General features: G+C 74.8%; 5 protein-coding genes and 1 pseudogene. All 6 read left to right on the plus strand.

From position 1 onward, the window contains the following. Positions 1-109 precede the first annotated feature (109 nt). Complete coding sequence (locus KS423_RS35995; RefSeq protein ID WP_224283951.1) at positions 110-868, plus strand: NUDIX domain-containing protein; 759 nt, start codon at positions 110-112, stop codon at positions 866-868. A gap of 177 nt (positions 869-1,045) precedes the next feature. Continuing rightward, a complete protein-coding gene (locus tag KS423_RS36000; protein ID WP_224283952.1) occupies positions 1,046-1,324 on the plus strand; it encodes a hypothetical protein in 279 nt (92 codons plus the stop codon). Between the two features lie 267 nt (positions 1,325-1,591). Then, entirely contained in the window at positions 1,592-3,136 is a 1,545-nt protein-coding gene (locus KS423_RS36005; RefSeq protein WP_224283953.1) for an ATP-binding cassette domain-containing protein, read from the plus strand. Positions 3,137-3,139: 3 nt separating this feature from the next. Beyond that, positions 3,140-4,042: a hypothetical protein gene (locus tag KS423_RS36010; RefSeq protein WP_224283954.1), complete on the plus strand. Its 903-nt coding sequence runs from the start codon at positions 3,140-3,142 to the stop codon at positions 4,040-4,042. A 167-nt stretch (positions 4,043-4,209) separates the two neighbouring features. Next, complete coding sequence (locus KS423_RS36015; protein ID WP_308020286.1) at positions 4,210-5,142, plus strand: FadR/GntR family transcriptional regulator; 933 nt, start codon at positions 4,210-4,212, stop codon at positions 5,140-5,142. A 537-nt stretch (positions 5,143-5,679) separates the two neighbouring features. Next, positions 5,680-6,108 (plus strand): annotated as a pseudogene (locus KS423_RS36020) (RNA polymerase sigma factor); the annotation flags it as partial.

Consider the following 6,108-nt stretch of genomic DNA (forward strand, 5'->3'; position numbering starts at 1 on the left):
CCCGCGCAGGCCGGACGCGAGCCGCGCCGGGCCGGGCGGGGGCACCGGCCCCGCGCGGCCCACGCACGGGCCTGTGCTTATCGTCAGAGAGACGACTATGATCGTCGCCATGTCGCGTTACGATCCGTCGGCCTTCCCCCCGTTCGCTGTCACGGTTGACCTGGTGGTGCTGACGGTGCGCGACCACTCGCTCTGCGCCCTGCTGGTCAGACGAGGCGAGCCGCCGTTCCAGGGGTACTGGGCGTTGCCCGGCGGCTTCGTCCGCCCCGATGAGGGCCTGGCCGAGGCCGCCTCCCGCGAGCTGGCCGAGGAAACCGGTCTGCGTGCCCACACCGCCCCCGGCCACGATGCCGTCGGCCCCGGCGCGGCCGGCGCCCACCTGGAGCAGCTCGCCACCTACGGCCACCCGCAGCGCGACCCCCGGATGCGCGTGGTCAGCGTCGCCTACCTGGTGCTCGCCCCCGACCTGCCGACGCCCCGGGCCGGCGGCGACGCCAGCAGCGCCCGCTGGGCCCCAGTCGGTGAACTCCTCGGCGAGAACCCGGCCGACGGCGTTCCGCTCGCCTTCGACCACGGCCTGATCCTCGCCGACGGCGTGGAGCGCGCCCGCTCCAAGATCGAGTACTCCTCCCTCGCCACCGCCTTCTGCCCGACCGAGTTCACCGTCGGCGAGCTGCGCCGGGTCTACGAGGCGGTCTGGGGTGTGGCACTGGACCCGCGGAACTTCCACCGCAAGGTCACCGGCACCCCCGGCTTCCTGCTGCCCTCGGGCGGCACGACGACCCGTCAGGGTGGGCGACCGGCCCAGCTGTTCACTGCCGGCGGGGCGACCGTTCTCAACCCGCCCATGCTCCGTCCGGAGTCCTGAGCCCCGGGCCCGTGCCCAGCCCCCCCCGGACCCGGGCCCCGGACCCGTCCCACCGCGGTGTGGCCCCGGGCAGCCGAATGGCCTGGCCTGGCTGCGGACCCGGGGGACGGCGGCGCAGAGTGTCGGTGGACGCTCCGGCCGCCGGGCCGGAGGTCTTCCGGCCCAGGGAGCCCTGCGATGGCCATCAAGGACTGCGCCAACCAGCGAACCCTCATCGAGGGGCTGGTGGCGGACTACCGGAGCCTCGACGAGACCACCACCGACACGGAGAAGGAACTGGCCGCGCTGCAGGCCGAGCCGGCGGCGCCCGAGACGATCGCCGCGGTGCAGGAACGGCTGGCCGCCGAGCGGGAGAGGCTGGGCGAGATCGCGGTCGAGGGCCAGGCCGCCGTCGACGAGTTCCACGCGGTGTGCGGCGGCGAGCAGCTCCCGCTCCCGCCCTGGCCCCCTCGGTAGGAGCCGCGCCCCTCCACCGAGCGCTGCGCTCCGCCCGGCCGAAGCCGCCGGAGCCCTCGGAACGGACCGGCCGCCCGTGAATCGCAGGATCGGATTGTCCCCTGATCGGGTGAGGCGGGCAGTCGGCGGGCCCGTGCCGTTCCCGTAATGCCCGGAATAGCCGTTGCCGCCCCCTAATGTGCTGGCGCGGAGCCGCGCGGGTGCATGCCCGCCGTCAGGGGCGCTCCGCGTCGAGCAGGTGGGCCGAGGGCATGGGAGCAGCCAGCGATGATCCAGATCACCGGACTGACCAAGGTCTATCGCAAGGGCGTTCCGCCCGCGGTGCTCGATCTGACCTTCGACGCCAGGCCCGGCACGGTGACCGCGCTGCTCGGCGCCGAAGGGGCGGGCAAGTCCACCGCGCTGCGGCTGATGCTCGAACTCGAACGTGGCCAGGGCGTCACGCTCTTCGACGGCCGCCCCTACCGCCGGCTGCGCCACCCCGAGCGCGAGGTCGGGGTGCTGCTGCCCGGCACCGGGGCAGCCGCGGTGGCCGGACACCCGGGCCGCAAGGCGCGCAGCCACCTGCGGATGCTCGCGGCGGCCGCCGGCGTCCCGGCCCGACGGGCCGACGAACTGCTGGAGCAGACCCGGCTGGCCGCCGTCGCCGGGCAGCGGCTGCGCACCTTCTCGCCTGGCATGCACCGCCGCCTGGCCCTGGCCGCAGCGCTGCTCGGCGACCCCGGTGCGCTGCTGCTGGACGAGCCCGCCGACGGCCTGTCGCCGCGCAACGTCGAGTGGTTCCACTCCTTCCTGCGCTCCTTCGGCGCCGCCGGCGGAACGGTCCTGGTGACCACCCGCACCCCGCAGGAGGCCTCCCAGCTCGCGGACCGGGTGGTCACCCTGGACCGCGGCCGCCTGGTGGCCGACCAGCCGGTCGCGGAGTTCCGGCGGACCAGGCTCAGCCCCGAAGTGGCCGTCCGGGGGCCGCAGATGGCGCGGCTGGCGGACCTGCTGGTCAAGCAGGGCGCGGACGTCCGCCGGGACGGCAGCGTGGGTCTCGCGGTGGCCGGCATCGACCGCACCGAGATCGGCGAACTCGCCTACCGCCACGGGATCCTGCTGCACGAGCTGGCCGACCGGGTGGTCGAACAGCCGGCGCCGCGGGTCGTCCTGTCGGCCGGCTCGGGTCGCTCCCGCCATCTCGGCCTCGGCCCCGGACCCGAGGCCGATCCGGGCGCGGACGCGGACCGGGAGCGGACCCCGCAGCCGGCGGTCGGCCGGCTCCCCGGGACGGCCGCTGTGCCGGCCCCGGCCGAAGCCGTGACGTGCCCGGTCGAGCCCGCGACGACCCCGGCTTCCCCCTCCGTCACCGAAGCCGCCGCCTCCGCCGCCGAAGCCGACACCGAGGCCACCACCGCCCCGAAGAGCAGTGCCCGCCACCGACCCCGGGAGGGCGGCTCCCTGCCCACCCGCGCCCTGCCCGCCGTGGCCTCCGCTGCGGCACTCCCCACCGCGCTCCCCGTTCTCGGCTTGGCCGGCCGCCGCCCCGAGCCTGCTGTGGAGAACGGGTCCGGTGCCATTGCCGAACCCGCCCCCACCGTGGCCGTCGACCGGCTCTTCCGCGACGACCCGGCCACGGCCTCGGTTCTGGCCCCGGCTTCGCCGCAGGCGCCCGCCCGGGTCCGGCCCCCCGGCAGCCGGGTGAGCACCGATGACTTGCTCACCGACGACACCGTCCGCCTCCGCCGCCCCGACTCGGGCACGACCGCCGCCCGGACCCCTGCCACTCCCGCAGCCCCCGCCATCCCCGACGACCACCGGAGCGAGTGAACCGTGCGTGCCCTGGCCTACGAGCTGCGCCGCCTGCGCGGCCTGCGTTCCACCTGGTTGCTGCTCGCCACCGTGCTGCTCGGCGACGCCGTCGTGGCCGCCGTCCTGGCGAGCCAGGCCCCGGACGGCCCCCTGGCGGCCCCGGCCGGAGTGCGACTGCTGACCGCAGCCCTCCCACTGACCCCGCTGCCCTTCGCCGCGCTCGGCGCCGGGCTGCTGGGCGCGCTCTCGTACGGCCACGAGGTGCGCCACCCGGGGCTGCCGGCCTCGCAGGTGTCGTACCCGCGCCGGGTGCGGCTGCTGCTGGCCAAGCTGCTGGTGATCGGCCCGACGGCGGGGCTGCTGGCGCTGGCCACCCTGCTGCTCGACACGGTGGTCGTGCACCTCGCGCTGCCGGACGGCGTCACGGTGTCGGCCTGGGCGGACCCGGCCGCGCTGTCGGACCGGGTGTCCGAGGCGCTGACCGGCGCCGGGATGTCCGGGCTGTCCGACCTGCCTGCCGTGTTCGCCCCGCTGGGGCTGGCGGCCGGCCACGGGGTGCCCGCCGCGCTGCTGGCCTTCGTCCTGCTCACCGTGCTGGCGGGCTGGACCGGGGTGCTGACCGCCTCGCTGACCCGCAGCGCCGGGTCCGGGGTGCTGCTGCTCTGCGCGCTGCCGACGCTGTTGGAGTCCTGCGTCACCCTGCTGCCGCACCACACCGGCAGGCCGTGGCCGACCCGGGCGGTCGAGCTGCCGTTCCAGTCGGGGATCGAGTGGGCCTACGGCTGGGTGTACGGGGGTCCCGACGAGGAGGCGGCCGGGAGTGCGGCGCTGTCCGATCCGGCGCTGCTCGCCGCGGTCGCGACGCCTGCGACGGTCCTGCTGTTCGCCTCCCTGCTGGCCCAGGCCCGCCGTCGCGCCCTGTAGCGCCACATCGGGCGCGGAGCCGCCCGGGTGGGGCTCGCCAGGGCTTCGCGGCCGCTCCGCGAGCACGGTCCTGCCCGGGACCGCCAAGATCGACCAGCAGTGACCGTAATGCGCGTTTCTTCCTGATAAGAAGTCAATTATCCAGTCGCGGTCGATCACCCTTTCGTGTGCTTTTCACGAGAATTCTCAAGCCGCGCCGGCCGATCGCCGACAAAGGAGGCGTGAGTACCCTTGCGCACCCCACCATGACCCCCGCCCGTTCTGCCGAAGGGCCCATCCCCGGCCCCGGCGACCTGGACCGCTTCTCGTACGCCGACCGGCCGACCCCGCCGGCGCCCCGCTGGGAGGGCGCCGAGTCCGACATCGCCCGGGTCGGCCGCAAGACCACCAGCAGCCGCGGCCGCGGTCTGCACGGCCAGCTGGTCCAGCAGCTCGGCCAGATGATCGTCTCCGGCGACCTCGGTGCCGACCGCCCGCTGGTGCCCGAGGAGATCGGCCAGCGGTTCGAGGTCTCCCGGACCGTCGTCCGCGAGTCTCTGCGCGTGCTGGAGGCCAAGGGCCTGGTCAGTGCCCGGCCGAACGTCGGCACCCGGGTCCGCCCGGTCGGTGACTGGAACCTGCTGGACCCGGACATCATCGAGTGGCGTGCCTTCGGTCCGCAGCGGGACGAGCAGCGCCGGGAGCTGTCCGAGCTCCGCTGGGCGATCGAGCCGCTGGCCGCCCGGCTCGCCGCCGGTCACGGCCGGGAGGACGTCCAGCAGCGTCTGGTCGAGCTGGTCGAGATCATGGGCCACGCAGCCTCCCAGGCCGACCTCTCCACCTACACCCGGGCCGACGCCGAGCTGCACAGCCTGGTCCTCCAGATGGCCGGCAACCGGATGCTGGAGCACCTGTCCGGGATCGTCGCCTGCGCCCTGCAGGTCTCGGGTGGTCCGGCGACCTCCTGCGAGCGGCCCTCCGAGTCCTCGGTCGGCCTGCACGCCCGACTGGTGGACGCGCTGGGCGCCGGCGACGGCACCGCGGGCGAGGCCGCGATGCGGGCGCTGCTCACGGTCCATCCCGAGATCGAGCCGTCCGTCCCCGCGCCCAGGGAGCACTGAACGGGCTGTTTCCACGAGCGGAGGCGCCGGACGGCGGCGGTCCGCTCCGCCAGGGCCCTCCGGTCGCGCCGCGCGGCGCCGCTGGAGGGCCTTCGCATGCCGTCGCCCGCCGGGCCCGGACGAGGCGGCCGGATCCCGAAAAGGCGGTCGGCCCCGGAGCGGGCAGCCGCCCCCGGAATGCGAACCGGGAAGGCGGGGCCGCTCCAGGGCTTGTCCATGACAATGATTCGTTCCGAGAGTGCGCGATGATGGAAGCGGCCCCGGGTTGCGGACGCCGGGTGGTGTGACCCGCGACACGAAGGCCATGCGTAACACTTGACGAGTAGCAGCGATGTGTCCTGAGCGGAAGCAGCTCCGGAATACTCCAACATGTCAGAATGCTGTGTTGGTCCGCGGCGCTGCTGCCGTCCTGCAAACCCAGTCCTCAAGCCCGAGTCGGTCGGAATCGACACCGCGCGCCCGACGCGCGATCTCCTTCCCCGCCCGCTCGGGCGGCCGGTACGGGTTCGAGTCCACTCATCGTCCGAGAGGTAGTTCGTGTCGGCCAGCACATCCCGTTCGCTTCCCCCCGAGATCGCCGAGTCCGCGGCTCTGCTGGCGCTCATCGAGCGGGGCAAGGCCCAGGGGCAGATCGCCGGTGACGACGTGCGCCAGGCGTTCGAGGCGGACCAGATCCCGGTCACCAAGTGGAAGAACGTCATGCGCAGCCTCAATCAGGTGCTGATTGAGGAGGGTGTGGACCTCATGGTCAGCGCGGCCGAACCGGCCGGCGCCAAGCGCAAGAGCGTTGCTGCCAAGAGCCCCACCAAGCGCACCGCCACCAAGGCTGTCACCACCCGGACCCCGGCCGCCCCGTCGGCCCCGACCAAGCCGCCGGTGCGGATCGCCCCCGGCGCCCCCGTCGCGGCCCCGGCCGTCGCGGCCGCTGCGGCCCCGGCCCCCACCGTCTCCGCCGAGATCACCTCC

The sequence above is a fragment of the Streptomyces sp. LS1784 genome (genome assembly GCF_020103755.1).
Lineage (GTDB): Bacteria > Actinomycetota > Actinomycetes > Streptomycetales > Streptomycetaceae > Kitasatospora.